29 protein-coding genes are annotated in these 23,961 nt (G+C 67.0%); 16 read left to right on the forward strand and 13 right to left on the reverse strand.

The annotated features are described in order from the left end of the window. Positions 1-7: 7 nt before the first annotated feature. Genes F466_RS0101065 through F466_RS0101080 form a run of 4 tightly spaced genes read right to left on the reverse strand, consistent with a single transcriptional unit; the run spans position 8 to position 3,520 of the window. Entirely contained in the window at positions 8-2,086 is a 2,079-nt protein-coding gene (locus F466_RS0101065) for a methyl-accepting chemotaxis protein (protein WP_038038509.1), read from the reverse strand. Between the two features lie 35 nt (positions 2,087-2,121). Further along, entirely contained in the window at positions 2,122-2,700 is a 579-nt protein-coding gene (locus F466_RS0101070; RefSeq protein ID WP_018138135.1) for a chemotaxis protein CheW, read from the reverse strand. Next, the gene (locus F466_RS0101075; protein WP_018993245.1) at positions 2,697-3,062 is read right to left on the reverse strand and encodes a PleD family two-component system response regulator; all 366 of its coding nucleotides are present in this window, start codon (positions 3,060-3,062) and stop codon (positions 2,697-2,699) included. Before F466_RS0101075 ends, F466_RS0101070 begins: the two co-directional genes overlap by 4 nt. A gap of 38 nt (positions 3,063-3,100) precedes the next feature. Beyond that, entirely contained in the window at positions 3,101-3,520 is a 420-nt protein-coding gene (locus F466_RS0101080) for a PleD family two-component system response regulator (RefSeq protein ID WP_018138137.1), read from the reverse strand. A gap of 206 nt (positions 3,521-3,726) precedes the next feature. Between F466_RS0101080 and gshB the strand changes: the two genes are divergently transcribed. From gshB to F466_RS0101135, 11 genes are all read left to right on the forward strand, one after another. Then, positions 3,727-4,668, forward strand: a complete 942-nt coding sequence (gshB, locus tag F466_RS0101085; protein ID WP_018993246.1) for a glutathione synthase — start codon at positions 3,727-3,729, stop codon at positions 4,666-4,668. Positions 4,669-4,686: 18 nt separating this feature from the next. Next, complete coding sequence (locus tag F466_RS0101090; protein WP_018138139.1) at positions 4,687-5,739, forward strand: FAD:protein FMN transferase; 1,053 nt, start codon at positions 4,687-4,689, stop codon at positions 5,737-5,739. Next, positions 5,736-6,110 carry a NusG domain II-containing protein gene (locus F466_RS0101095; RefSeq protein ID WP_018138140.1) on the forward strand — a complete coding sequence of 125 codons (375 nt, stop codon included), beginning with the start codon at positions 5,736-5,738 and terminating at the stop codon, positions 6,108-6,110. The genes F466_RS0101090 and F466_RS0101095 overlap by 4 nt, the downstream gene beginning before the upstream one ends. A gap of 7 nt (positions 6,111-6,117) precedes the next feature. Further along, complete coding sequence (locus F466_RS0101100) at positions 6,118-6,663, forward strand: Gx transporter family protein (protein WP_018993247.1); 546 nt, start codon at positions 6,118-6,120, stop codon at positions 6,661-6,663. Beyond that, the gene (locus F466_RS0101105) at positions 6,638-7,570 is read left to right on the forward strand and encodes an energy transducer TonB (RefSeq protein WP_018993248.1); all 933 of its coding nucleotides are present in this window, start codon (positions 6,638-6,640) and stop codon (positions 7,568-7,570) included. Before F466_RS0101100 ends, F466_RS0101105 begins: the two co-directional genes overlap by 26 nt. 67 nt (positions 7,571-7,637) lie before the next feature. Further along, positions 7,638-8,216 carry a YqgE/AlgH family protein gene (locus F466_RS0101110; RefSeq protein WP_018138143.1) on the forward strand — a complete coding sequence of 193 codons (579 nt, stop codon included), beginning with the start codon at positions 7,638-7,640 and terminating at the stop codon, positions 8,214-8,216. A gap of 18 nt (positions 8,217-8,234) precedes the next feature. Next, entirely contained in the window at positions 8,235-8,627 is a 393-nt protein-coding gene (ruvX, locus tag F466_RS0101115; protein WP_018993249.1) for a Holliday junction resolvase RuvX, read from the forward strand. Next, positions 8,624-9,148, forward strand: coding sequence for a bifunctional pyr operon transcriptional regulator/uracil phosphoribosyltransferase PyrR (gene pyrR / locus F466_RS0101120; RefSeq protein ID WP_018138145.1), 525 nt, complete (start codon positions 8,624-8,626; stop codon positions 9,146-9,148). Before ruvX ends, pyrR begins: the two co-directional genes overlap by 4 nt. Beyond that, entirely contained in the window at positions 9,145-10,167 is a 1,023-nt protein-coding gene (locus F466_RS0101125) for an aspartate carbamoyltransferase catalytic subunit (protein ID WP_018138146.1), read from the forward strand. The genes pyrR and F466_RS0101125 overlap by 4 nt, the downstream gene beginning before the upstream one ends. Next, entirely contained in the window at positions 10,164-11,456 is a 1,293-nt protein-coding gene (locus F466_RS0101130) for a dihydroorotase (protein WP_018993250.1), read from the forward strand. Before F466_RS0101125 ends, F466_RS0101130 begins: the two co-directional genes overlap by 4 nt. Continuing rightward, positions 11,453-12,358, forward strand: coding sequence for a dihydroorotate dehydrogenase electron transfer subunit (locus tag F466_RS0101135; RefSeq protein WP_018993251.1), 906 nt, complete (start codon positions 11,453-11,455; stop codon positions 12,356-12,358). The genes F466_RS0101130 and F466_RS0101135 overlap by 4 nt, the downstream gene beginning before the upstream one ends. A 111-nt stretch (positions 12,359-12,469) precedes the next feature. Here the strand turns inward: F466_RS0101135 and F466_RS0101140 are convergent, their stop codons facing one another. The 3 genes from F466_RS0101140 to F466_RS0101150 are packed head-to-tail and all read right to left on the reverse strand — an operon-like array spanning position 12,470 to position 15,866. Continuing rightward, positions 12,470-13,588 (reverse strand): PilT/PilU family type 4a pilus ATPase, encoded by a 1,119-nt coding sequence (locus tag F466_RS0101140; RefSeq protein ID WP_018993252.1) that lies wholly within the window; start codon positions 13,586-13,588, stop codon positions 12,470-12,472. 27 nt (positions 13,589-13,615) lie between these two features. Further along, positions 13,616-14,788, reverse strand: a complete 1,173-nt coding sequence (locus tag F466_RS0101145) for a PilT/PilU family type 4a pilus ATPase (protein WP_018174945.1) — start codon at positions 14,786-14,788, stop codon at positions 13,616-13,618. A 43-nt stretch (positions 14,789-14,831) separates the two neighbouring features. Then, complete coding sequence (locus F466_RS0101150; RefSeq protein ID WP_018993253.1) at positions 14,832-15,866, reverse strand: type IV pilus twitching motility protein PilT; 1,035 nt, start codon at positions 15,864-15,866, stop codon at positions 14,832-14,834. A gap of 143 nt (positions 15,867-16,009) precedes the next feature. On the opposite strand from F466_RS0101150, the gene F466_RS0101155 reads away from it, so the two are divergent. Both F466_RS0101155 and proC read left to right on the forward strand, forming a co-directional pair. Then, positions 16,010-16,723, forward strand: a complete 714-nt coding sequence (locus F466_RS0101155; RefSeq protein ID WP_018993254.1) for a YggS family pyridoxal phosphate-dependent enzyme — start codon at positions 16,010-16,012, stop codon at positions 16,721-16,723. Positions 16,724-16,736: 13 nt separating this feature from the next. After that, complete coding sequence (gene proC / locus F466_RS0101160; RefSeq protein WP_018993255.1) at positions 16,737-17,555, forward strand: pyrroline-5-carboxylate reductase; 819 nt, start codon at positions 16,737-16,739, stop codon at positions 17,553-17,555. Between the two features lie 899 nt (positions 17,556-18,454). On the opposite strand, the gene cysQ is transcribed toward proC, so the two are convergent. Genes cysQ through F466_RS0101175 form a run of 3 tightly spaced genes read right to left on the reverse strand, consistent with a single transcriptional unit; the run spans position 18,455 to position 20,613 of the window. Continuing rightward, complete coding sequence (cysQ, locus tag F466_RS0101165) at positions 18,455-19,288, reverse strand: 3'(2'),5'-bisphosphate nucleotidase CysQ (protein WP_018993256.1); 834 nt, start codon at positions 19,286-19,288, stop codon at positions 18,455-18,457. A gap of 58 nt (positions 19,289-19,346) precedes the next feature. Further along, entirely contained in the window at positions 19,347-19,892 is a 546-nt protein-coding gene (gene nudE, locus F466_RS0101170; protein WP_012983780.1) for an ADP compounds hydrolase NudE, read from the reverse strand. A gap of 7 nt (positions 19,893-19,899) precedes the next feature. After that, positions 19,900-20,613: a hypothetical protein gene (locus tag F466_RS0101175; RefSeq protein ID WP_018139433.1), complete on the reverse strand. Its 714-nt coding sequence runs from the start codon at positions 20,611-20,613 to the stop codon at positions 19,900-19,902. Between F466_RS0101175 and F466_RS0101180 the strand changes: the two genes are divergently transcribed. Continuing rightward, on the forward strand, positions 20,612-21,385 hold the full coding sequence (locus tag F466_RS0101180) for an HAD family hydrolase (RefSeq protein WP_018139434.1): 774 nt from the start codon (positions 20,612-20,614) through the stop codon (positions 21,383-21,385). The genes F466_RS0101175 and F466_RS0101180 overlap by 2 nt on opposite strands. Here F466_RS0101180 and F466_RS0101185 read toward each other — a convergent pair. Further along, on the reverse strand, positions 21,378-21,617 hold the full coding sequence (locus tag F466_RS0101185) for a hypothetical protein (RefSeq protein ID WP_012983783.1): 240 nt from the start codon (positions 21,615-21,617) through the stop codon (positions 21,378-21,380). The two genes, F466_RS0101180 and F466_RS0101185, sit on opposite strands and share 8 nt — an antisense overlap. Next, the gene (locus F466_RS0101190; protein WP_012983784.1) at positions 21,614-22,267 is read right to left on the reverse strand and encodes a 7-cyano-7-deazaguanine synthase; all 654 of its coding nucleotides are present in this window, start codon (positions 22,265-22,267) and stop codon (positions 21,614-21,616) included. The genes F466_RS0101185 and F466_RS0101190 overlap by 4 nt, the downstream gene beginning before the upstream one ends. A gap of 44 nt (positions 22,268-22,311) precedes the next feature. On the opposite strand from F466_RS0101190, the gene F466_RS0101195 reads away from it, so the two are divergent. Continuing rightward, positions 22,312-22,785: a TerB family tellurite resistance protein gene (locus F466_RS0101195; RefSeq protein WP_018993257.1), complete on the forward strand. Its 474-nt coding sequence runs from the start codon at positions 22,312-22,314 to the stop codon at positions 22,783-22,785. 15 nt (positions 22,786-22,800) lie between these two features. Next, the gene (locus tag F466_RS0101200; protein WP_012983786.1) at positions 22,801-23,463 is read left to right on the forward strand and encodes a sulfite exporter TauE/SafE family protein; all 663 of its coding nucleotides are present in this window, start codon (positions 22,801-22,803) and stop codon (positions 23,461-23,463) included. A gap of 30 nt (positions 23,464-23,493) precedes the next feature. On the opposite strand, the gene F466_RS0101205 is transcribed toward F466_RS0101200, so the two are convergent. After that, positions 23,494-23,946: a DUF4426 domain-containing protein gene (locus F466_RS0101205; protein WP_018139438.1), complete on the reverse strand. Its 453-nt coding sequence runs from the start codon at positions 23,944-23,946 to the stop codon at positions 23,494-23,496. Positions 23,947-23,961 lie beyond the last annotated feature (15 nt).

Raw genomic sequence — 23,961 nt, forward strand, 5'->3', positions numbered from 1 at the left:
CCCGGCGTCAGGCGCGCTGCTCGTTCGGGACGGTTTCCTCGGACGACGCATCGGGCGCGGCGGCAGCCTCGCCAGGCTCGGGTAGCGTCGGGTCGGGGAGCTTGAAGTCCGACACCGAGGACTGGAGCTGCGCGGACAGTTGCGCCAGGTCGCCGATGGCGGCCGCGGTGGACTGGGTGCCCTGGGTGGTCTCCGAGGTGATCTCGCGGATCTGGCCCATGATCGAGGTCACGTTGCGCGCCATCTCGGACTGCTGGCGCGCCGAGTTCGCGATCCCGTCGATCAGGTCCGCCAGATCGGCAGAGACCTGCTCGATCTCGGCCAGCGCCTCGCCCGCTGCCTGGGCCATCTCGGCCCCGGACACCACGTTGGCGGTACTTTGTTCCATCGACGAGACCGCCTCGCTGGTATCCGCCTGGATCGCTTTGACCAGACCCTCGACCTGACGGGTCGCCCCGGAGGAGCGTTCCGCGAGGCGCTGGACCTCGTCCGCCACCACCGCGAACCCGCGACCCGCCTCGCCTGCGGCGGATGCCTGGATCGCCGCGTTCAACGCAAGCACGTTGGTCTGTTCAGCGATGTCATTGATCAGCCCGATGATGTCGCCGATCTCCTGCGAGGATTCGCCCAGGCGCTTGATCCGTTTCGCGGTCTCCTGGATCTGCTCGCGGATAGTGTCCATCCCCTCGATCGAGCGGCGCACCGTGGCCGCCCCCTTGGACGCGATTTCCACGGAGTTTCGTGCCACCTGGGCCGACTGCCCGGCATCCTGCGCGACTTTGTCGACCGAATGGCTCACCTCGTCGATCGCGTCGTTCGCCTGCTGGATCTCGCGGGCCTGTTCCTCGGACTTCTCGGCCAGCCCGAGCACCTGCGAGCGGGTGGCGGCCGAGGATTCGCTGATATCCGCCGCCACCGTGTTGATGGTCGCGACCAGCGTTCGCAGGTTCTCGATCGCGTAGTTCATCGAGTCCGCGATCGCGCCAGTGAAGTCCTCGGTCACGGTCGCGTTGACGGTGAGATCCCCGTCTGCGAGGTTCATCATCTCGTCGAGCAGGCGCAGGATCGCCTGCTGGTTACGTTCATTCTGCGCCTCGGTCTCGGCCAGTTCGCGCTTGGTGTCGCGATAGAGGAACAGGCCCATCGCGATCAGCAGCAACAGCGCCAGGCCACCCAGGGCGAAGCCGACCAGGGCGATCACACCCGCCTGTTCGGCCTCCCGGTTCAGGGCGACTTCCAGGCCACCGGTCACGTCCAGCATTGCCCCCGAGCGGGCCTCGACGGCCGAGGCCGCAGCGTTGATCTCGAAAATCTGCGACGAGGTATCCAGCACCCCTTCGACCGCCTCGCTGAAGGCGATGAACAGGGTCGCGATCTCCTGCAGAGTGCGCTGGGTCTCGGCATCGTTAACACGCTCGATGCCCAGGGGCTCGAAGCCCTCGATCAGGCCGTCGAGCACACGCCCGTACAGCGTGGCATCACGCTCGAAGCGCTCGATCGCGGTGGCCGCGGCCGCACCACCCTGCAACACCTGGTTGAGGTTGTTGGCGATACGCTGAATCAGCATCGTCTGGCGCGAGGCCACATAGATCTGCTCCGGCGATTCCCCAATCTGGACCATACGCCGCACGACGTCATCGGACAGGCGTGCCAACTCCGGCGAGAAGGCCTCCACCGCCTCGGAGAATTCCGTCACCTGCTCGATATCATCCGAGCCCACGATGACGGTGGTGACGTCGTCGCGATAAAGCGACCACTCGCGATTGACGGCCGCGAGCTCACTGGAGACCGCCTCCGGCAGCGGCAGCAGGCCGTCGCCACCATCGCGCAGGCGCTCGAGCTGGTCGTCGAAGCGATTACGCAACTCCGTGATATCGGTAATCGCCTGTTCGGAGCCCCCGGCCGCTTCCAGAGTACCCGTCGCCAATCGCTGCGAAAGCAGCTGCATCTCGCTGGCCAGGGCAACACGGTCGCGATACTGACTTTGCTCGAATTCGTGGTAGGTAAAGGCCACGCCCGTCGCGATCAGGGCCAGCACCAGCAGCCCCCCGAGGACGATATTGCGCAAGCGTCGACTCGATCCCATACGTCAAACCCCCTGTTGCAGCCCGTCGGCTCCGCTTATACAGCTGCCGCGGTCTGTTCGGTATTCGATGCCCCAGCCAGCTCCATGCCGGCAAAGCGATTGGTGTCATTCAAAAGCAGATCCAGATCCAGCACCGGGTGCAGTCGGTGCCCGAGATCGAATCCGCCGGTAATAAAGGGGCGCACGCCATCAGGCACCGACACCTCCAGTCGCCGTTGCGAAGGAATGCAGCGACGCATGCCCTCGACCTGGCTCACCAGCAACCCGGCCATCCCGTGCCCCTGAGGGGCCACCACCACACGCTGCCCGCTCGCGTCGTGCGGCAGCGGGGTGTCCAGCAGCAGCTTGCCCATATCGAAAACCGGCAGGACCAGCCCGCGCAGATTCCCCACACCCAGCACGGCCGGATCCGCCAGCGGCACGCGCGTCAGCGACAGCGGATCGGCCACCTCGGCGATCGAGTCCATGTCGACCAGAAAACGGAAATCGGCGACACGGAGCAACACCCCGCGCCAGCCCGTGCCGATATCCCGTCGCAGTTCACGGTTCACGCGACGCCCTTCGCGATCAAGACTCGCGAGCAGGGCGTAGGGCGTGGACCTCTCGACCTTCATGCGTTGAGGTACTTCCCGATGGTCTGCAGCAGCTCCTTCTCCGCCACCGGCTTGGTGATGTAGTCCCGGGCCCCCTGGCGCATGGCCCAGACCCGGTCCGTGGCCTGGTCCTTGGTGGACACCACGACCACGGGTACATGCGAGGTCTCGTCGGATTTCGACAAGTCGCGGGTGGCCTGGAAGCCATTGAGCCCCGGCATCACCACATCCATCAGCACCAGATCCGGGACCTGTGCTTTGGCCGCGGCCACGCCCTCCTCGCCGCTTTCAGCCGTGGTCACGGCATGGCCATGCTTTTCCAGCATGGTGCGCAGGGCATGGATCTCGGTCGGGGAGTCATCAACGATCAGGATGCGGGCCATGGGTCGTTCCTTGTCGGCATCTTGTGGTGCGGCGGGTTTCAGCTTCCTGCCGGGCGAGTGTACTGGCGCATCGCACCCAGGAGGTCATCCCGGGTGAAGGGCTTGGTCAGGTAATCCTCGGAGCCAACCACGCGGCCCTTGGCCTTGTCGAATACGCTGTCCTTGCTCGACAGCATGATGATCGGCGTAGCCCGGAACCGTTTGTTGTTCTTGATCAGGGCACAGGTCTGGTAGCCATCCAGACGCGGCATCATGACATCGATGAAAATGATATCCGGGTTGGAGTTGGCCACCTTGGACAGGGCCTCGAAGCCATCCACGGCCGTAATCACGTCCGCACCGTGCTTCTGCAGCAAGGATTCGGCGGTGCGCCGAATGGTCTTGCTGTCATCAATCACCATGACTTTCAGCCCCTGAAACTCGGCAGCCGATTCCGCTTCTGCCAGTGCGTTCGCCACCCTGCTCCCCCTGAAGGCTCTCTGCGCCCCCGAATCTATCGGAAGCTCGAGTCCGTGACAAACAGCACCCAATGATATTGCCTGCCCCCGCGAGCAGCGCAAGGAGTGCGAGCGAGCGCACACAGTTGCCCTGCCTCGACGGAGATCCATGAGGGCCGCGATGACATGGCATACTCGGGCCACACTTCGACACCGCGGAACCGCTCGTGGCGCATGACATCGCTGTCCTGATGGACCCAATCACCAGCATCAAGCCCTGGAAGGACACCACCTTCGCCATGCTGCTCGCCGCCCAGGCACGCGGGCACCGCCTGCACTACCTGGAACCCGGCGACCTGTGGATCGAAGAGGGGCGCGCGCAGGTCCGCAGCCGCCCGGTGGCAGTGCGCGACCAGCGCGAGGACTACTACACCCTGGGGCCCGAGCAAGAAGGCGACGCCAGCCGCTTCGATCTCCTGCTGATGCGCAAAGATCCGCCGTTCGACCTCGAGTACATCTACGCCACCTACGCCCTGGACCTGGCCGAGCGGGACGGCGTGCGCGTGGTCAACCGACCCGGGGCCCTGCGCGACGTGAACGAGAAGGCCTTCGCCACGCATTTCGTCGACTGCGGGCCACCGACCCTGATCACCCGCGACCGCGCGCGCATCCGCGCCTTCCTCGAGCACCACGGCGACATCGTCGTCAAGCCGCTGGACGGCATGGGCGGGGCCTCGGTGTTCCGCATCCGCGAGGGCGACCCCAACCTCTCGGTCATCCTCGAGACCATGACCGAATTCGACCGGCGCACCATCGTCGCCCAGCGCTTCCTGCCGGAATACACCGCCGGCGACAAGCGCATCATCCTGATCGGGGGTGAACCCTACGATCATGCACTGGCACGGATCCCGGCCGAGGGCGAGACCCGGGCCAATCTGGCCGCCGGCGGGCGTGGCGAAGCCGTTCCCCTGACCGATCGCGACCGCTGGATCTGCGCGCAGATCGCCCCCGAGCTCAAGCGCCGAGGCCTGGACTTCGTCGGCATCGACGTGATCGGCGACTACCTGACCGAGATCAACGTCACCAGCCCCACCGGCGTGCGTGAGCTCGATGCCGCCCGCGGCGACGATCTCGCCGGCCTTTTCATCGACTACCTGACCCATCCCTGACCCCGCGAGGTGATGCCCATGCCGATCCCGTTTCCGCGCACCCGCCAGGCCTTCCTTGGACCGATCCTGCTCGCCGCGCTGGCCCTGGCCGGCTGCGACCGCGACACACCGGACACCGAGACCCTGAATTTCTTCGCCTTCGGCACGATCGTGGATGTCACGCTCTACCCCGCCGGGGCCTACGACCTGGAGGCGCTGGAATCCGAGTTGCAGGCCGAACTGGAGATCCTGCATACCTCCTGGCATGCCTGGGAGCCGGGATCGCTCGGACGTACCAATGAACTGCTGGCGCTTCGGGCCGAGTTCAGCGCCCCGCCCTCTGTCCTGCCACTGATCGAACGTGGCAAGGAAATGGAAGAGCTGAGCGACGGCCTGTTCAACCCGGCGCTGGGCAAGCTGATCGCCGCCTGGGGCTTTCATCAGGACGAGCCCGAGGGCCCGCCACCGGACGACGACACCCTGGAGGCGCTGCTAGAGGATACGCCCAGCATGCGCGACGTCGAACGCAACGGGGTACGTCTGCGCGGCCAGCACGCGGACCTGCAACTGGACTTCGGGGGGCTCGCCAAGGGTCTCGCCGTCGAACGCATGCTCGACCTGTTGCAGGGCCAGGGCGTGGAGGCCGCGATCTTCAACGCCGGTGGCGACCTCATGACCCTCGGTCGCCCCACGGACCGGGCATGGCAGGTCGCGATCCGCCACCCGCAGGGCGGCATTCTCGGGAGCATCGAGCTTGATGCAGGCGAGGCGTTGTTCAGCTCCGGCGACTACGAGCGCGGCTACGAATGGGAAGGCGAACACATCCACCATGTGATCGACCCGCGCAGCGGGCGCCCCAGCGAAGGCATCCACGGCGCTACCGTGCTGCACAGCGACCCCGCCCTGGCCGACGCCGCCGCGACCACGCTGATGATTGCCGGCCCCGAGGAATGGCCGCGCTACGCCCGCAAGATGGGTATCGAGGCCGCCCTGGTGGTACTCGATGACCGCATCGAGGCGACCCCGGCGATGGCCGAACGCGTGCGCCTGGAAGAAGGCCAGCCCTCGCTCGAGGAGCGCCAACTGCCGTGACGTTTTCTGGCCTGCGCTGGGGTGACGGGGTGATCGCCACCCTGGCCAGTGGCGTTGTGGTCGCGGCCTTTGCCCTCGCCTACCTGCCGGATAGCGAGGCCTCCATGCTGGTCATCACCCAGACTGGCGAGCCGCCGCGGCAGGAACCCCTGGACCGCACCCGCGAGATCGAGATTCAGGGCCCAGCCGGCATCACCCGCGTGCAGATCGAGCCGGGCAGGGCCCGCTGCGCCGACTCCCCCGGTACACGCAATATCTGCGAGAACAGCGGCTGGCTGCAGCGACACGGCGAGATCGCGGTCAGCCTGCCCAACCGGCTGACCCTGCAGGTGCAGGGCCGCGGCCCCGGCTACGACAGCCTTCATTACTGAGCCCGGCGTGACCGCCTCCACCCCCGACACGCTGACACAGCGCGACCGTGCGATCGCCGCGCTGGCCGCCATCGCCATCGGTGTCCAGGTCCTGGAGGCGGCGATCCCGAGCCCGGTTCCGGGCATCAAGCCGGGGCTCGCGAACATCGTGACCCTGATCGCCCTGCTGACCCTCGGCTGGCGCGCGGCGGTGGCGGTGACCCTGATCCGGGTCGTCGGCGCCGCCCTGCTACTCGGCACGCTGATGAGCCCCACCTTCTGGCTGTCGCTGGCCGGGGCCCTGGCCGCCCTGGCCGCGCTCGGCCTGCTGCGCCCACTGGCGCCTCGGCATATCGGCGCGCTGGGCCTCGCCATCGCCGCGGCGATGGCGCACATCACCGGCCAGTTCCTGCTGGCCTGGGGCGTGATCATCCCCCACCCGAACCTGCCACTGGTGCTACCCCCACTATTGCTGGCCGCTCTGATTACCGGCAGCGTGACCGGTATACTGGCAGCACACGTGCTCGCAGACCCCCGGATCCAGCGCCATGTCCGTCTCGCACGGCACCCTTGAACCCGAATCTCCGCAGCGTCGCGGCCAACTGGGCCCGATGCTGTTTCTGGCCGTGGTCGCGCATGCCCTGATCATCCTCGGCATCGGCTTCGCCGTGGACCCACTGGACACGCCTTCCCGCGAGCCCCTGGACGTGACCTGGGTGACCGACCCGGACGCGCAGGCGCCAGAGCCGGAAGAGGTCGAACGCATCGCCACCGAAGACCAGGCCGCCAGCGGCGAAGGCGAGGAAGTGCAGGAGGCGTTATCCCCGGAGGCCGAGACCGAGGGTGTCGGCGAACCGGAACCCGAGGGCGTCGAAGCCCCGCTGCCAGACCCGGGGCCACTGGTGATGGAGCCCGCCCAGCCGGAACCGGAGCCCGAACCCGAGGCCGTGGAGGCCGAGACGGACGAAGCGGAACCGACTGCCCCCGAGGTCGCCGAACCGGACCCGATCGAATCGCCCGAGGCGGAGGAACGCCCATCGGCCGCCGCGCTGATGAACCGGGGCCTGGACACCGCGCGCGCGGCCCCGGCCGAGGAGCGCCGCGAATTCTCCACCCGCGCCACCCGCACCCGCTACCTCGACAGCCTTGCTGCACGCAGCGCGCCGGAGGCCGCCTATCTGCAGTCCTGGATCAACAAGGTCGAGCGCGTCGGCAACCTGAACTACCCCGACGAGGCCCGCCGCCGGGGCCTATCCGGCACACTGGTGCTGTCGGTCCGCCTGAACCCGGATGGCGAGCTGATGAACATCGAGATCGCCCGCAGCTCCGGCGAACCGGTGCTCGACCAGGCCGCGATGCGCATCGTGGAACTGGCCGCCCCTTATGCCCCCTTCACCGAGCAGATGCGCGAGGAATACGACGAACTCGTGATCACCCGGACCTGGGCCTTCCGCCGCGACCAGATGGAGCAGATTCGCTAGCAAGACACGAGGAACATCCGGGCTCGAGTTCCTTGCGGCATCACGGAGCAGCGCCGATACTGAACACATGACGCAAGCCCCTTCCAGCTCGAGCGCGGCCAGCCTGCGCGATCACTTCCTGATCGCGATGCCGAGCCTGAACGATGGCTACTTCAGCCATGCGGTCACCTATATCTGCGATCACGACGCCGAAGGGGCCCTGGGGCTGGTAATCAACCAGCCCACCGAGCTTTCGCTACGCGACCTGCTACAACACGTCGATCTCGAGCCTCGCGACGAGCTGCCGGAGATCCCGGTCTACCGGGGCGGCCCGGTCCAGCCCGAGCACGGCTTCGTGCTGCACACTGGAAAGCCCGAGTGGCGGGGCAGCCAGCCCATCACCGACTCCATCGTGCTGACCACCTCGCGCGACATCCTGGAGGCTATCAACGAGGGCCGCGGCCCGAGCCGTGTCCTCATTGCCCTGGGACACGCCGGCTGGGGACCGGGGCAGCTCGAGAGCGAACTGGCCGAAAACGCCTGGCTAACCACCCGCGCCGATGCCGACATCCTGTTCGACCACCCCAGCGCCGAGCGCTGGGCCGCGGCGGCCAAGCTGATCGGCATCGACGTCAACCTGATCAGTTCCGCGCCCGGCCACGCCTGAGGCGGGCCCGGCAACGTCATGGGGCTTCTGGCCTTCGACTACGGCCGCCGGCGGATCGGGATCGCGGTGGGCGAGGAACTGACCGGTGCAGCGCGCGGACTGCGCACGCTCAACACCGATTCACCGGAACTCTGGTCCGTGATCGACACTCTGGTGAGCGAGTGGGCACCCGAGGGCTTTGTCGTCGGCTGGCCCACCCAGGCGGACGGGAAGCCCACGCCGCTGGCGAAACGCATCCGCGCGTTCGGGGCCGCCCTCGAAGCGCGCTACGGGCAACCGGTATACTGGTACGACGAGCATCTGACATCGCACCTGGCCCGCGAGCGCAGCGGGCGGGGACGCCACGACCCGGGGCTGGACGCCCACGCTGCCGCGGTCATCCTCGAAGGCTGGTTTCAGGAGAACGCATGAAGACGCCGGACGTCCCAACCCTGCTCGACAGCATGGCCGAGAAGGCACGCCAGTATCTGGACAAGCGCGGGATCGACAACCCGATGGTGGTCGGTATCCACTCCGGCGGTGTCTGGATCGCGGAGCACCTGCGCGAACGCCTCGGGGTGGAAAGGCCACTGGGCAAGCTGGATATCAGCTTCTACCGCGACGACTTCTCCCGCATCGGCATGCATCCGCAGGTCCGCCCGTCCGAGCTGCCGGAGGACCTGGACGGCGTGCATGTCCTGCTGGTGGATGACGTGCTCTACACCGGGCGCACGATCCGCGCCGCCCTGAACGAGCTGTTCGACTACGGGCGCCCCGCCTCGGTCACGCTCGCCGTGCTGGTCGAGCGCGACGGGCGCGAGCTGCCGATCGCCGCCGCGATCGTCGGGGAACACATGGAACTCGGCACCCGGGAGCAGATCAAGCTACGCGGCCCCGAACCCCTGCGCCTGGAGCGCGTCACCCTGGAGACCGATGGGGACGCCGACGCATGAGCGATACCGTGGTTACCCCGGTCCTGGCCGGGGCTGCCCGCCTGCCGGAGCCGGGCCCGTTGCCCAATCGCCTGCAGCTGACCGATGACGGCCAGCTGCGCCACCTGCTGACCATCGAGGGCCTCAACCGCGATCTCCTGAACGAGATCCTGGATACCGCCGAGTCGTTCGCGAACATGAACGAGAAGGCGGTCAAAAAGGTCCCACTGCTGCGCGGCAAGACCATCGTCAATCTGTTCTTCGAGGCCAGCACCCGTACCCGCACCACCTTCGAACTGGCCGCCAAGCGCCTGTCCGCGGACGTGCTCAACATCAACATCAGCACCTCCTCGGCGGTCAAGGGCGAGAGCCTGCTGGATACTCTGCGCAACCTCGAGGCGATGAACGTGGACATGTTCGTGGTACGCCACGAAGAGAGCGGGACCGCGCATTTCATCGCCCGCCATGTCGCCCCCGGCATCAGCGTGCTCAATGCCGGCGACGGCCGCCACGCGCACCCCACCCAGGCCCTGCTGGACATGTTCACCATCCGCCGGCACAAGGGCGACTTCACCAAGCTGAAGGTCGCGATCGTCGGCGACATCCTGCACTCGCGCGTGGCGCGCTCGCAGATCCACGCGCTCAACATCCTGCAGACCGGCGAAGTGCGCGTGGTCGCGCCCTGTTCGCTGCTGCCGGCGGATGTCGACCAACTCGGCGTGCACGTCTACAACAACCTCGACGCGGGACTGAAGGACGTCGACGTGATCATCATGCTGCGCCTGCAGCGCGAGCGCATGGAGCACGCCCACCTGCCCTCCGAGCATGAGTACTACCAGTTGTTCGGACTGACCTCGCGCCGCCTGCAGCTGGCGCACCCCACCTGCCTGGTGATGCACCCGGGCCCGGCCAACCGCGGGGTGGAGATCGAGTCCGCGGTGGCGGACGGGCCGCACTCGGTGATCCTGCAGCAGGTGACCTACGGCATCTCGGTCCGCCAGGCCGTGATGTCCATGGTGATGGGGGCGCATCAGTCATGAGTGTGCTGATCGAGAACGTACGAATCATCGACCCGGCGGACGACTACGACGAGGTCGGGGCGCTCTGCGTGCAGGGCGCCGAGATCCTTGCGCGAGGCCAGATACCGGACGGCTTCGAGCCGCGCCGGCGCATTGATGGCAGCGGGCTGTGGCTGTTCCCCGGCCTGATCGACCTTTCCGCGCGCATGCGCGAGCCCGGCGAGGAGCACAAGGCCACCATCGCCAGCGAGACGCTGGCCGCCGCGCGCGGGGGCATCACCAGCGCCGTGATTCCCCCGGATACCGATCCGCCCATCGACTCCCCGGCCGAAATCGAGCTGATTGCGCGCCGCGCCCGGCAGGCCTGCGGCGTGCGGGTCTACACCCTGGGCGCCCTGACACAACGCCTGGAGGGGCAGCAGCTGGCCGAGATGGCGGCGCTGCAGCAGGCGGGGGCCCGCGGTGTGAGCAACGCCCACAAGCCGCTGGCCAGCCTGCTGGTGCTGCGCCGAGCCCTGGAATATGCGACCACCTTCGGCCTGACCATCGTGCTGCCCGCCCAGGACCTGTCGCTGACCGGCTCGGGCTGCATGCACGAAGGCGCGGTCTCCACGCGCCTGGGCCTGTCGGGCATCCCCGAGGCAGCCGAGACCGCCGCGCTGGGCGCCATCCTGGCCCTGGTCGAACAGACCGGGGCGCGCGTACACGTCGCAAGGCTGTCGACGCGCCGCGGGGCCGAGATGATCGCCAAGGCGCGCGCCGAAGGCCTGCCGATCACCGCCGACGTCGCCGCCCACCAGCTATTTCTGACCGAAGTCGACGTGGCCGAATACGACCCGAACGGCCATGTCATCCCGCCGCTGCGGGCCCAACGCGACCGTGACGGTCTGCGAGCAGCCGTCGCGCGCGGCGATATCAGCGCCATTTGCTCGGACCACCAGCCGCACGAGGCGGACGCCAAGCTCGGCCCGTTCGCCGGTACCGAGCCGGGCATCTCGGCCCTGGAGACTTTGCTGCCTCTGACCCTGCGCCTGGTCGAGGATGGCCTTCTCAGCCTGGGCGAAGCACTGGCGCGCGTGACGTCCGGGCCCGCGGAAATTCTTGGTTTCGAACAGGGCCGGCTGGGCGCCGGCGCGCGCGCCGATTTCGTTTTGTATGACCCCACCGCGCTTCAGGAGGTCCGACAGCAGGACTGGCTGAGCGCCGGGCGCAATTCGCCGTTTTTCGGCTGGACCTTCTCCGGCCAGGTTCGCGAGACCTGGGTAGCGGGCCGTCCGGCCTGGACCCAGCCCACTGAGGACAACGCATGACCCCCACCGGCGCCGAACGCCCCCACCGCGGCACGATCTTTCAGGAGACCGCTCGCATCCTCGATCACCAGGATGCCGGGGCCGGTCAGTGGATCCTGCGCGTCCAGGCACCGGAATGCGCGCAGCGCGCCGCGCCCGGGCAGTTCGCCCACATCCAGTGTTCGCCGAACCTGCCGATGCGGCGCCCCCTGTCGATCCAGCGGGTCGACCGCGAGGCCGGGTGGGTCGAGTTCCTCTACAAGGTCGTGGGCGACGGCACGCAGGCACTGTCGCAGCAGCCGGTGGGCGATTCCCTGAGCGTACTGGGGCCGATCGGGGTCCCGTTCCGGCTGAACCCGGATCGTCCGCTGCGGCTGCTGCTCGGGGGTGGCGTCGGGATCCCGCCGATGATCTTTCTGGCCGATCACCTGCGCCGACAGGGCGAGGCGGGCCAGACCCGCGCGATCCTCGGCTCCGAGGTGCCGTTCCCGTTTCGGGCCAAGCCCTCGGAAATCCTCTGGCCAGGGCTGCCGGACGGGGCGATCGCGACCCTGCCGCTGCTGGAGGACTGGGGCGTGGCCTGCCGCCTGACCTCGAAGGCAGGCATCCCCGGTGCCCATGACGGCTTCGTGACCGATCTCGCCCGCGCCTGGCTCAAGACGCTCTCGCCTGTGGAACGTGATCAGGTCGAGCTCTATGCCTGCGGCCCGCACCCGATGCTCGAGGCCTGCGCGGAACTGGCGGCGGAGTTCGGCCTGCCCTGTCAGGTCTCGCTGGAGGAATTCATGGCCTGTGCAGTGGGTGGCTGCGCGGGCTGCACGGTACCGGTGCGCACCCCCGACGGCGTGGCGATGAAGCGTGTCTGCGTGGATGGGCCGGTGTTTGCGGCCGCCGATGTGTTCCCGGAGCCTGCGCGGGCCTGAGGGACAGGACGCACGGAGGGGTTCTTGGTAAGCGCCGGACACTGGGGAGCGCCCCTCCGAGATCCACATTGAGGAGCCGAGGGTGATGCGGTTCGCTTCGCTCAGCGCATCCTACCGGTCGGGGAGTTGAAGGTCTTCCTCGGCCTCGTCGGCCGCGGAGACGCCGCCGCCGAAGTTGAGGTGCCATTCGAGGTCGGCACGCGAGTCTGCCTTGTTCAGGGCCTCGTCCAGCATCACTCGGCCACCCTTGAACAGCTTGACGATGGCCTGATCGAAGGTCTGCATGCCCACCGAGCTGCCCTTGGCCATAATCTCCTTGATCTCGCTGATCTTCTCGTCGCGGATCAGTTCGGAGATATACGGCGTGTTCACCATGATCTCCAGCGCAGCCACACGCTGTCCGTCCTTGGTCTGCAACAGGCGCTGGGCGATGATCGCGCGCAGGTTCAGCGACAGATCCGAGAGGATCTGCGAGCGGTTGTCCTCGGGGAATAGATTGATCACGCGATCGAGCGCCTGGGTGGCATTGGTCGCGTGCAGGGTGGTCAGCACCAGGTGGCCGGTATCGGCGTAGGTCAAGGCCGCACGCATGGTCTCGCGGGAACGCACCTCCCCGATCATGATCACGTCCGGGGCCTCGCGCATCCCCTCCTGCAGGGCGTGATCATAGCTCGGGGTGTCGATCCCGACCTCGCGCTGGCCGACGATCGAGCGCTTGTGCGTAAAGAGAAACTCGATCGGGTCCTCGACCGTAAGAATATGACCGCTGGAATGCGTATTACGGTGATCAATCATCGAGGCGAGCGTGGTGGACTTCCCGGTCCCGGTCGCGCCGACGATCAGCACCAGCCCGTCATGGTGCGAGACGAATTCCTCCAGCACCGGGGGCAGCCCAAGCTGCTCGATGGTCGGGATGGACATGCGGATGAAGCGAATGACCATCGCGACCTCGCCGCGCTGGCGATAGACATTCACGCGGAAGCGTCCCAGACCCTCGCGCGAGACGCCAAAGTTGACCGCGGTCTCGCGCTCGAAGATCTCGGCCTGATGCTCGTTCATCATCTCGCGCGCGATGGCCTCCGCCTGACCGGGTGCGAGTGCCTTGCGCGAGATCGGCTGCAGGACCCCGTCGACCTTGATGCTCGCGGGCGCGCCGGTCAGGAAGAACAGGTCCGAGGCGGCCTTCTGCGCCATCAGGCTCAGGTACGGTTCGATCTGCATCTGGCTCATCGCTGATCTCCCGAAGGGTGCGGACCGTTAGCGGACACTGTAGTCCTCGGGACGGTCGTCCACGGACAGGCCCTCGCCCGTGTCCGCCACGGCCGGGGCACCGTCATCCTGTGCCCGCTGCGAGTCGAGCTTGATGCGCAGCCGCAGGTCGTTCACCGAATCGGCATTGCGCAGGGCCTCCTCGTAACTGATCTTGCGGGTCTCGTAGAGGTCGAACAGGGCCTGGTCGAAGGTCTGCATGCCCTGCTCGCGGGAACGCGAAATCAGCTCCTTCATCTCGTGCACCGCACCCTTCAGCATCAGGTCGGCCATCAACGGGGTGTTGATCAGGATCTCTACCGCCGGCACGCGGCCCTCGCCGTTCTCGTGCCGCACCAGGCGTTGCGAGATCACCGCTTTCAGGTTCAGCGACAGGTCCATCAGGAGCTGCTCGCGCCGATCCTCGGGGAAGAAGTTGATGATGCGGTCCAGCGCCTGGTTGGTGCTGTTGGCGTGCAGGGTGGACAGGCACAGGTGACCGGTCTCGGCAAAGGCGATCGCGTAGTCCATCGTCTCCCGATCCCGGATCTCGCCGATCAGGATCACGTCCGGCGCCTGACGCAGGGTGTTCTTCAGCGCGATCTCGTAACCCTCGGTGTCCACGCCCACCTCGCGCTGGGTGATGATGCTCTTTTCGTGTTCGTGGACGAACTCGATCGGGTCCTCGATGGTGACGATGTGATCGGGGGCATTGCGGTTGCGATGGCCGATCATCGCGGCGAGCGAGGTCGACTTGCCCGAGCCGGTCCCCCCGACGAAGATCACCAGCCCGCGGCGCTCCATGGTGATCTTCTCCAGCTGCGGCGGCATCTGGATGTCCTCGAACTTCGGGATCACCGAGTTGATCGTGCGCAGCACCATTCCGGGGCTGCCGCGCTGAGTAAACACGTTCACGCGAAAGCGCGACACGCCCTGCAGGCCGATCGCGAAATTGCACTCCTGATGGCGCTCGTACTCCGCGGACTGCTTGTCGTTCATCAGTGCGCGTACCAGCGCCTGGGTATGCGAAGGCGTGAGCTTCTGCTCGGTCATCGGCACCACGCGGCCGTCAATCTTGGCCGCTGGCGGCATGCCGACCGTGATGAACAGGTCCGAGCCACCCCGGTCCACCAGGGCGCGGAGCAGGTCGTGCATGTACTTGATCGCCTTGTCACGATCCATGGTGCTTCTCCCCTTGCCGAATCCCCCGGGCGGGGGCGCGGGCTCAGAACGAATCCGGGTTGGCGGCCTTGCGCTTGGCGTCCTCGCGGCTGATCACGCCCTGCGCCAGCATGTCTTTCAGGCACTGGTCCAGCGTCTGCATGCCGGTGCCGGCACTGGTCTGGATGGTCGAGTACATCTGCGCGATCTTGTTTTCGCGGATCAGGTTGCGGATGGCCGGCGTGCCCAGCATGATCTCGTGCGCGGCGATACGCCCGCCGCCGATCTTCTTCATCAGGGTCTGCGCGATAACCGCCCGCAGCGACTCGGACAACATCGCCCGCACCATGTCCTTCTCGGCCGCCGGAAACACATCGACGATACGGTCGATCGTCTTGGCCGCGGAACTGGTATGCAGGGTGCCGAAGACGAGGTGCCCCGTCTCCGCCGCGGTCAGCGCCAGGCGGATCGTCTCGAGATCGCGCAGCTCGCCGACCAGAATGGTGTCCGGATCCTCGCGCAGCGCGGAACGCAGCGCCTCGGAAAAGCCGTGGGTGTCGCGGTGTACCTCGCGCTGGTTGACCAGCGACTTCTTCGACTCGTGCACGAACTCGATCGGGTCTTCGATCGTCAGGATGTGGCCGTAGTCGTTCTCGTTGCGGTGGTTGACCATGCCCGCCAGCGTGGTCGACTTGCCCGAGCCGGTCGGGCCCGTGACCAGCACGATCCCGCGCGGATAGTTGGAGATATCCTCGAAGATGCGCGGTGCCGCCAGCTCTTCCAGCGTGAGCACCTTGGAGGGGATGGTACGAAAGACCGCCGCCGCGCCCCGGTCCTGATTGAACGCATTGACACGAAAACGCGCCAGCCCGGTGACCTCGAACGAGAAGTCCGTCTCCAGGAACTCCTCGTAGTCCTTGCGCTGGCGGTCGTTCATGATGTCGTAGATCAGGCCCTGGACCTCCTTGTGGTCCATGACCGGCACATTCACGCGGCGCATATCGCCGTCGATGCGCACCATCGGCGGCATGCCCGCCGAGATGTGCAGATCCGAGGCCCCGTTCTTGACCGCAAAGGCCGGCAGCTGCGTGATATCCATGCATCCCCCTGTACAACCGGAAACGAGCCGCCAGCCCCAGCGCCCCGCCCCGGGCGACGCCCTGCCGGGCCCCGCAGCGTGTGACGGACACCGCCCGCCTGGCGGCGGTGCCCTTACGTTTCACCGGACTATATCATAGGGCCATGAGCGCACCAGACCACGCATTCAGGGCCGTTCGCGAACGTATCGTTCACGCCTGCGAACAGGCCGGGCGCGACCCCGGCAGCGTGCACCTTCTGGCCGTATCCAAGACGCGTACGGCCGACGACATCCGCGCGTTGCATGCGCTCGGGCAGACGGCGTTCGGCGAGAACTACGTGCAGGAATTCATCGACAAGTTCGACGCCCTCGAGACCGGCCCGAAACCCCTGGGCCTCGAGTGGCACTATATCGGCGCACTGCAGAGCAACAAGACGCGCCCCGTGGCCGAACGCGCTCACTGGGTACACACCATCGACCGCGAGCGCATTGCCCGCCGCCTTTCGGAACAGCGCCCGGAACACCTGGCGCCCTTGCAGGTCTGCCTGCAGATCAATGTCTCGGGCGAGAGCCAGAAGGCAGGCGTCCCGCCGGAGGCTGCCGCCGCGCTGGCCGACACCGTCGCGAACCTGCCCGGGCTGACGTTACGGGGCCTGATGACCCTGCCGGCCGCCGAGAGCAATCGCGAGCGCCAGCGCCAGCCGTTTGCCCGGCTGCGGCAGTTGAAGGACGAACTCAATGCGCGGGGACATGGCCTGGATACCCTGTCCATGGGCATGTCCGGCGATCTCGAGGCCGCGATCCTCGAGGGTGCCAGCCTGGTACGCATCGGCACCGCGCTGTTCGGGCCCCGCATCACACCCGAGAGAAATCAGTAAAAGAGGAGTCCGCATGACGGAACACCGCTTCGAAGTCGGCTTTATCGGCGCCGGCAACATGGGCGAAGCCCTGTTGCAGGGCCTGATCCAGTCCGGCCATGACGCCGAGCGCATCGCGATCGCCGACAAGAGCGCCGAACGCGTGCGCGATCTCCAGGCCCGCTACCCCGGACTGCAGGCCGCAAGTGCCGAGGCGCTCGCCGAGGACAGCGCCGCGCTGGTGCTCGCGGTCAAGCCGCAGACCCTGCCGGACCTGGCCCCCACGCTGCGCGAGGCCGTCATCCGTGGGCAGCCCCTGGTGATCTCGGTGGCCGCCGGCATCACCACGGCCCAGCTGGCCCGCTGGCTGGGTGACGACACCCGCCTCGTCCGCGCCATGCCCAACACGCCAGCCTTGGTCGGCGCCGGCGTGACCGGCCTGTTCGCCGCCCCCACGGCCACCACCGAGGATCGCGACACCGCCACCCGCCTGCTGGAGTCGGTAGGGCGGGCGATCCCGGTGGCGGACGAGGAGCTGATGCACGCGGTCACGGCGACCTCGGGCAGCGGCCCGGCCTACGTCTTTCTGATGATCGAGGCGATGCAGGAGGCCGCGCAGTCGCTCGGGCTGCCGCCCGACACCGCGCTGGAGCTGACGCTCGGCACGCTGGCGGGTGCGACCCGGCTGGCCGCCGAGAGCGACGAGCCGCCCGCCGAACTGCGCCACCGCGTGACGTCACCGGGCGGCACCACCGAGCGGGCCTTGCAGGTGCTGGAGGATGGCGACCTGCGCGGACTCATGCGCCGCGCGATGGCGGCAGCGGCCGAGCGCTCGCGCGAACTCGGACAGTAGGGGCTTCGTCCGCCGCGTTTCAGGCTGGGCCTGGTTCGTCATCCGGAGTTTACGGTGCCTTCGGCCCGCCACCTGCCATGCGCTCACTCGCGAGCGCGCCGCGAGGTACTTTCTTGCTTGCCCAAGAAAGTACCCAAAGAAGGGCACCCGGATTCCGCCCGGGAACCTTGCTCCAGGGCCCTCGGGCCGGCGGCGCTGAAACTCGCTACGCCTTTGGCTTCGCTCAGACAGTCAGCGCCCCCGTTTCTATTTTGAATCGTCCGTCCCGAGGACCCTTCCGCAAGGGGCTTCATACGGGGGGATAAGGTCAAGACAACGGCTGGCCTGACGTTCCTGCCAGTGGATAGAGGCTAGGCATTCGGACATCTTGGCACGCTCGGCCTTCGGCCTTGGCGTGCCGCGCCCGCCAGCGGGCGCCAGCCCCCCTCGTAGGATGCGGATGAGCGCAGCGAATCGCATCAGGGTTGCCCCGACGCCGGACCGGTGCGTTTCGCTGCGCTCAACCGCACCCTACAGCTCGGGGCTACCGCCTGTTTTGACCTTCCCTCCCGATATGAGCCCCTTGTGGAGGGCGTGACAGGCCGGACGATTCACAATAGACACGGGGCGCTGACTGTCTGAGCGAAGCCAAAGGCGCAGCGAGTTTCAGCGCCGCCGGCCCGAGGGCCCTGAAGCAAGGTCCCCGGGCGAATCCCGGGCGTGTTTCTTGGTTACTTCTTTGCACGAGCAAAGAAGTCCGTTTTTGATCAACAACTGGCGGGGTGCGCTGCCGAAACAGCGCATGGCAGGCAGCGGACCGAAAGCAAGTAAACACCAGATGCCGAACCCGGCCCAGCCTCAACGACGCTGAGGGCCAACCAGGGCACGCCAAGGCCCGCTAGCCGGTGGGCGGGAGAAGGCTACGCGTCGGGGAGGCCGAGGCGGCGCAGCCAGCGCGCCGGATCGCCGGCGCAGACCAGAAACTCGGGATTGAGCATGCTCTCCTTGGTGTTGTAGCGAAGCTCCTGCCCGTGGAGGTCCGTCACATGCCCCCCCGCGGCCCGCACGACCGCATGCGCCGCCGCGGTATCCCACTCGCTGGTCGGCCCCAGGCGCGGATAAATATCCGCGGCTCCCTCGGCCACCATGCAGAGCTTCATCGAGCTGCCCAGGCTCACCAACTCGTGCGTCCCAAGGCGTTCCAGAACCGCTTTGAGCCGCTCGGCCCCGTGCGAACGACTGCCCGCCACCAGCGGGTGCTCGGTATCAATACGGTCGCGTGCCACCTCGATGGAGCGCGGGGCCTCCGAGCCATCGCGGCGGATGGCGCCACCCCCGGCGTGGCCCGCATACAGACGCTGCAGGACCGGGCTCCAGACCACGCCCATCAGCGGCTCGTGGTCATGGATCAGGGCAATGTTGACCGTGAATTCACCCGTACGCTTGACGAACTCGCGGGTCCCGTCGAGAGGATCGATCAGCCAGTAGGTCCGCCACTGCTTGCGGCGCTCGAATGGTACGTCCTGCCCCTCCTCGGAGAGGACGGGCCACTCCGGCGCGATCTCGCGCAGCCCCTGTGCGATCACGCGATGCGCGGCCAGGTCGGCCTCGGTCAGTGGGGAGCGATCGTCCTTTTCGGTAACCGCGAAGCGGGTCTCGTAGACCTCGAGAATGGCATGGCCGGCATCCTCGGCCAGACCACCCACTTCCTGCATCAGGGCGGTCAGGGCCGCGTCCTTGGGCGGTTCGTTCATCGGGGCATCCTTTCTGATTCGAACGGTACGGAATGCGCGTACCTTGGCAGAACCCGGGTCAGGCGTCGAGAAAATCGCGCACCATATAAAGTGCCGCGATGGAACGGGCCTCGGTGCAATCCTCGCGGGTGACCAGTTCGCCCAGCCGGTCCAGCGACCAGGGTACGACCTCGATGGCCTCCGGCTCGTCACCCTCCTCGCGCTGGGGGTAGAGATCCTCCGCCACGATCAGATGGGTCTCGTGCGACATGTAGCCGGGCGCGACCGTCAGCGCGCCCAGGTGGGTCAGGCGGTGACCGCCATACCCGACCTCCTCCATGATCTCGCGGTTTGCCGCCACCAGGATGTCCTCGCGCGCCTCGATGCGGCCCTTGGGCAGGCCAAGCTCGTAGCGGTGGGTGCCGGCCGCGTATTCGCGGATCAGCAGCACGGTGCGATCCGGCTGCACCGGGGCGACGATGACTGCGCCGTTGCCCCGGCTGATCAGGCGCTCGTAACAGGTGCGCGCCCCATTGCTGAACTCGAGATCCAGCTCCTCGACCTCGAACAGCCGACTTCGGGCTACGGTCCGGCGGCCCTGGACATCCGGTTTGTCTCGACTCATAGACGTTTTATTCGGCGTTGCGCAGCCGTACCTGGGTTCTCAGTTCGCCCTCGAACAGGGTGTCGAGGATGATGCCATGGTCGGACTCGACGACGTCGAAGCCTTCCTGTGCCTCGGGGTGGGTCTCCTCCAGACGCAGGTCCAGATCCCCCCAGTTTACGGCCATGGTGACCCGCATGGGGAAGTAGCCATCCAGGAAACGCCGCACGAAGGGCCCGTTCTCCATCGTGTAGACGCCATCACCTTCGTGTTCGATCACACGCATGCGTGCGGTGACACAGACCTCGGAATCCTTGTGGACACCGCGCAGGTCGACCCGGTCGCCCCGTGCCTCGGCCAGGTCGATGTTGGTAGTGGATTCGACCTGAAGGTCCTCGATTCGCTCTTCGTTGTAGGCAATGACCATGCGCCGGATCGGCGCAATATCGCTGTGGCACTGGCGCAGATCCACCCAGCCGTCCTCCAGCGAAGACGAGCTCAGCGTGATCTGGTTCTGGTGGTGATGAGGGACCTGCTCCGGCTCCTCGGTCAGAAACTTGATCTCCGGGCTGGTGGTCTGGGTCTGGTCCGGCGATACAGTCTCGCCCCACAGGCTGTCGTCCTCGAGCGGGTCGTAATCGGGGTCGCTCGGGTCCATCGCCTGCGCGGAAAATGGCAGCAGCGCCAGGGAAACCAGCGCCAGAAAGAGCGGGCCAGGGGCCAGACGGGATTCAGGTACCATGGGAGCCATCGCAATCACCCTCTTTGAGGTTCCGTTCGCTGTGGACCCCAAAAACCCCGAAAAAAATCCGAATCCGCAGGAATCATCGGTGCATGTCGACTGGTCGAGCATCGACACCGTGCTGTTCGACATGGACGGTACACTGCTGGATCTGCACTTTGACAACCGCTTCTGGCGCGAGCTGATCCCCGCCGAGTACATCCGCTGCCAGCCGGACGACCCGGAATGCGCCCGCCGGCGCCTGGAAGACGAGATGCAACGCGTGCGCGGCAAGCTCGAATGGTACTGCGTGGATCACTGGACCCGGTTCACCGGTCTCGACGTGCTCGGGCTGAAGCGCGAACTGGCCCACCACGTCGCAATCAAGCCGCACGCCGAGGCCCTGCTGGGCGCCCTGCATCGCTCCGGCCGCCGACGCGTGCTGGTAACCAACGCCCATCCGAAGGTCTACAACTTCAAGCACCAGATCACGCGGATCGGGGATCACCTGGACACGATCGTCTCCGCCCACGACCTGGAGTGCGCCAAGGAAGACACCGACTTCTGGGAACGGCTGCAACGCATCACCCCCTACGATCCGGCACGTACGCTGCTGGTCGACGACAACCTGCTGGCCCTGGCCAGCGCAGCCCGGCAGGGCCTGACCGAGCTGCGCGGCATGCGCTACCCGGACGAGCGCGGGGAGCCGATGGACTCGCGGGAGTTTCTGCTGCTGGAATCGCTGGCCGACCTGCTGCCCGGACTTCCGGGCCGGGAACGGCCCGTTACTTGACCGGAGTCGGCAGGTTGCGGATCAGGTCCAGCCGGATCTGAACGTCACGCCCCTCGCACTCGCCGTCCAGCCAGTGATATCCGTCCGCCTCGCGGACCTCGCGCGGGGTCACCTTGCCCCACCAGGCCTGGCTGGAGTCGGGCTCGGCCCAGTTCAGCTGCAGGGTCTCACCTGTGAGAATGGCGATCTCCAGGCGTTCGATCACATGTTTGGGAAGGACGGATTCGGTCATCGGGGTGGTTCGCGGTAGTCGGTGGGATCCGGCACGCCCGCCGAGGCGAAAGCCGCGCGGCGCGCCTGGCACTGCGGGCAGCGCCCGCAGTGGAGCGATTGTGCCAGAAGGCAGCTCCAGGTGCGGGACCAGTCGATCCCCAGCGGATCGGTGGTGTAGATGATATCGGCCTTGGACTGCGCGATCAGCGGGGCCTCGATCGCCAGCCCCGGTACCAGCTCGTCCGCCAGCGCCGCGAGGCGCCCGATAAAGGACGGGCGCGAACCCGGGCCATGCCCCTGGTCCTCGCGATTGAGCGCCAGCAGGATGCGCCCCGCCCCCTGGTGCTCGGCGAGATTGATCGCCAGCGCCAGCACCAGCAAGTTGCGCTGTGGCAACGGCACATGCGCGACCCACTCCGAACGTTTGGCAAACGCCTGGCGCAGCGCGCGCAGGTCCATCTCGACGGGGTCGACCCCATAGTCGGCGCCCAGGGCACGGATCGCAGCCCGCTCACGCTCGGCATTGCGCTGGCCATAGTCCACCCACAGGGCGCGCAGCGGGCGGCCCTGCGCATGCCGCTGCGCCAGCAGGGCACTGCTCTCGATACCCCCGGACAGCAGGAGCAGATCGGGGGGCGATTCACCCGTGTACTTGTCCGTGGCGTGCATTCGGGCACCATACGCAAAGCACACGCCCGCAGAAAGGAACCCTGATGATCGACGAGCTGCGCCGCCACTGGCAGCGCCTGATGCGCACGGATCTGAGCGATACCGAATCCGGCGACGACGAACACCGACTGCAGCGTGCGGCCGCCGCGCTGATCATGGAGGTCTGCCGCGCCGATTTCGAACTGCACGAGGCCGAACTCGACTCCGTGCGCGCCAGCCTGATCGAGTTGTTCGAACTGGATGCGGACACCGCCGACGGCCTGCTCGAAATCGCCCGGGAAAAGAGCGACGAACTCGTATCCGTCCACCCGTTGGTGCGCGAGGTCAACGCGGCCTTCGATGCCGACCAGAAGGCCGACATCATGCGCGCACTGTGGCGCGCCGCCTGGGCCAACCAGGACCTGCACAAGCGCCAGGAAGCCGTGATCCGGCACCTGGCCGATCTGTTGTATGTCCCGCACTCGACATTCATCCGCACCAAGCACGAGGTCCTGGGCGATGCCGCCGATCCGAACTGACAGGGAGTGGCGCTGATGGGCGACCCGGGCACGCTGCTTGCCGCCCTTGCAGTGGGCATCCTCGGGGGCGTTCACTGCCTCGGGATGTGCGGCGGCATCGTGGGCGCGATCTCGCTCGGACATGGCCGCCGGGGCCCGGGGTTCGACCTGCTCCTGGCCTACAACCTCGGACGCATGGGCAGCTATGTGATCGCCGGGGCCCTTGCGGGCTGGCTGGGCGCCACCCTGCTGGGCGGGCTGCCGGCCGGGCAGGTGATCCTGCAGGGGATTGCCGCGGTATTCCTGGTCCTGCTGGGGCTGTACATCGGCGGCTGGTGGCCGGTACTCGCGCGTCTGGAGCAGGCCGGTGGCGTGGTGTGGCGTCGTATCGAGCCTCTGGGTCGGCGGTTTCTGCCAGTGCGCAATGCCGGCCAGGCCCTGCTGGTGGGCGGGCTTTGGGGCTGGCTGCCCTGCGGGCTGGTCTACAGCGTGCTGGCCTGGTCGCTCAGCGCCGGCGGGGCCACCGAGGGCGCGCTGCTGATGGCGGCCTTTGCCCTGGGCACGCTGCCGAATCTGCTACTGATGGGGGTCTTCGCGGCGCGTATGGCTGCGTTTGTGCAACAACGCTGGGTTCGCGCCCTGGCGGGAGCCGCGATCCTGCTCTACGGCGGCTGGATGCTACTGCGGCTGACAATGTAACCCCCGCCTCCCGGCGGGGGTACCAATGGTTCAGTCAGCGAAGAACTCGCGGCTGAAGCTGATGGGCAGGGCCCGCTCGCTGCCTTCCGGCGTTACCTCGAGTGCGAACTCGAGGGTCTCGCCGCGGCGAACAGTCACCTCGGAAAGCTGATAGATGGCGTCGCCATCCTGGATCTCCCGAAAGCGCAGGTTGCGCATCTGATCGTTCATGTTGGTCGCGGTGCCGCTGAGATCCGCGGAGACGGCCTTGAGCCCATCGTCAGTCCGTTCCATCACGGTGACGTTGACCATTGCGCGGTTGGAACTGCGGCGCACGTCGTAGGCCTGGGCGACCTCGGGGGAGAGGAAGGTGGTGTTGATGACGTTGTAGTACACCACGTAGTTATCGAATTCCGCCTCGTTGGCGGACGCGATCGAGCTGCCGAGGACAACCGCCGCCAGGGCGACGATGAAGCCGGTGATGACCCGATGCACTCTTACCATGGCTGACTCCTCTGC

The sequence above is a fragment of the Thioalkalivibrio sp. ALgr1 genome (genome assembly GCF_000378285.1).
Classification (GTDB): Bacteria; Pseudomonadota; Gammaproteobacteria; order Ectothiorhodospirales; family Ectothiorhodospiraceae; genus Thioalkalivibrio.

Excerpts from the sequence above, each read along its gene's own strand:
- ruvX (WP_018993249.1), top strand. The coding sequence starts at position 8,235 with ATGGGGCTTCTGGCCTTCGACTACGGCCGCCGGCGGATCGGGATCGCG.
- cysQ (WP_018993256.1), bottom strand. The coding sequence starts at position 19,288 with ATGAACGAACCGCCCAAGGACGCGGCCCTGACCGCCCTGATGCAGGAA.
- F466_RS0101075 (WP_018993245.1), bottom strand. The coding sequence starts at position 3,062 with ATGGCCCGCATCCTGATCGTTGATGACTCCCCGACCGAGATCCATGCC.
- F466_RS0101140 (WP_018993252.1), bottom strand. The coding sequence starts at position 13,588 with ATGAGCCAGATGCAGATCGAACCGTACCTGAGCCTGATGGCGCAGAAG.
- F466_RS0101195 (WP_018993257.1), top strand. The coding sequence starts at position 22,312 with ATGATCGACGAGCTGCGCCGCCACTGGCAGCGCCTGATGCGCACGGAT.
- F466_RS0101205 (WP_018139438.1), bottom strand. The coding sequence starts at position 23,946 with ATGGTAAGAGTGCATCGGGTCATCACCGGCTTCATCGTCGCCCTGGCG.
- pyrR (WP_018138145.1), top strand. The coding sequence starts at position 8,624 with ATGAAGACGCCGGACGTCCCAACCCTGCTCGACAGCATGGCCGAGAAG.
- F466_RS0101185 (WP_012983783.1), bottom strand. The coding sequence starts at position 21,617 with ATGACCGAATCCGTCCTTCCCAAACATGTGATCGAACGCCTGGAGATC.
- F466_RS0101070 (WP_018138135.1), bottom strand. The coding sequence starts at position 2,700 with ATGAAGGTCGAGAGGTCCACGCCCTACGCCCTGCTCGCGAGTCTTGAT.
- F466_RS0101090 (WP_018138139.1), top strand. The coding sequence starts at position 4,687 with ATGCCGATCCCGTTTCCGCGCACCCGCCAGGCCTTCCTTGGACCGATC.
- F466_RS0101105 (WP_018993248.1), top strand. The coding sequence starts at position 6,638 with ATGTCCGTCTCGCACGGCACCCTTGAACCCGAATCTCCGCAGCGTCGC.
- F466_RS0101200 (WP_012983786.1), top strand. The coding sequence starts at position 22,801 with ATGGGCGACCCGGGCACGCTGCTTGCCGCCCTTGCAGTGGGCATCCTC.
- nudE (WP_012983780.1), bottom strand. The coding sequence starts at position 19,892 with ATGAGTCGAGACAAACCGGATGTCCAGGGCCGCCGGACCGTAGCCCGA.
- F466_RS0101135 (WP_018993251.1), top strand. The coding sequence starts at position 11,453 with ATGACCCCCACCGGCGCCGAACGCCCCCACCGCGGCACGATCTTTCAG.
- F466_RS0101065 (WP_038038509.1), bottom strand. The coding sequence starts at position 2,086 with ATGGGATCGAGTCGACGCTTGCGCAATATCGTCCTCGGGGGGCTGCTG.
- F466_RS0101130 (WP_018993250.1), top strand. The coding sequence starts at position 10,164 with ATGAGTGTGCTGATCGAGAACGTACGAATCATCGACCCGGCGGACGAC.
- F466_RS0101190 (WP_012983784.1), bottom strand. The coding sequence starts at position 22,267 with ATGCACGCCACGGACAAGTACACGGGTGAATCGCCCCCCGATCTGCTC.
- F466_RS0101175 (WP_018139433.1), bottom strand. The coding sequence starts at position 20,613 with ATGGTACCTGAATCCCGTCTGGCCCCTGGCCCGCTCTTTCTGGCGCTG.
- F466_RS0101155 (WP_018993254.1), top strand. The coding sequence starts at position 16,010 with ATGAGCGCACCAGACCACGCATTCAGGGCCGTTCGCGAACGTATCGTT.
- F466_RS0101125 (WP_018138146.1), top strand. The coding sequence starts at position 9,145 with ATGAGCGATACCGTGGTTACCCCGGTCCTGGCCGGGGCTGCCCGCCTG.
- F466_RS0101145 (WP_018174945.1), bottom strand. The coding sequence starts at position 14,788 with ATGGATCGTGACAAGGCGATCAAGTACATGCACGACCTGCTCCGCGCC.
- F466_RS0101110 (WP_018138143.1), top strand. The coding sequence starts at position 7,638 with ATGACGCAAGCCCCTTCCAGCTCGAGCGCGGCCAGCCTGCGCGATCAC.
- proC (WP_018993255.1), top strand. The coding sequence starts at position 16,737 with ATGACGGAACACCGCTTCGAAGTCGGCTTTATCGGCGCCGGCAACATG.
- F466_RS0101150 (WP_018993253.1), bottom strand. The coding sequence starts at position 15,866 with ATGGATATCACGCAGCTGCCGGCCTTTGCGGTCAAGAACGGGGCCTCG.
- F466_RS0101180 (WP_018139434.1), top strand. The coding sequence starts at position 20,612 with ATGGGAGCCATCGCAATCACCCTCTTTGAGGTTCCGTTCGCTGTGGAC.